The 390-nt window shown below is 54.6% G+C and carries 2 protein-coding genes; one reads left to right on the plus strand and one right to left on the minus strand.

Annotated elements, in window-relative coordinates:
• Entirely contained in the window at positions 1 to 111 is a 111-nt protein-coding gene (locus AXE65_RS13470) for a phage major capsid protein (RefSeq protein WP_275574851.1), read from the plus strand.
• Positions 112 to 304: 193 nt separating this feature from the next.
• Here AXE65_RS13470 and AXE65_RS14375 read toward each other — a convergent pair whose 3' ends face one another.
• Positions 305 to 382 (minus strand): BrnA antitoxin family protein, encoded by a 78-nt coding sequence (locus AXE65_RS14375; RefSeq protein WP_369126232.1) that lies wholly within the window; start codon positions 380 to 382, stop codon positions 305 to 307.
• Positions 383 to 390 lie beyond the last annotated feature (8 nt).

Here is a 390-nt window from a genome sequence, read left to right on the forward strand (position 1 = left end):
CTGCGCGACCCCTACACCCACAAGCCCTACGTGCATTTTTATATCACCAAGCGCGTGGGCGGCATGTTGCAGGATAGCCAGGCGGTAAAAATCCTTAAAACCAGCCAATAAGCGCCCACAAGCGCAAAACAAAGCCTCGCTTGCGACTAACAGGCGAGGCTTTAAACAGAGACGAACGATGACATTAAAAGGCGCGTTTTCACCCTTTTTAAGGTTTTGCATCGGCATCAGCCTCATCTTGCTGGCCGCCGCGCCCCTGATCTACGTGATCCGCTGGTGGTAAAGTGATAAAACAGGGCAACGCTCAAATCCGCCCTTGCTCGACCGCCTCGCGCAACAACGCATTGACGCGCGTTTGCCAGCCCTTGCCGGATGCGCGCAAGTGTTCAA

It is taken from the genome of Ventosimonas gracilis (assembly GCF_001580025.1).
Lineage (GTDB): Bacteria > Pseudomonadota > Gammaproteobacteria > Pseudomonadales > Pseudomonadaceae > Ventosimonas > Ventosimonas gracilis.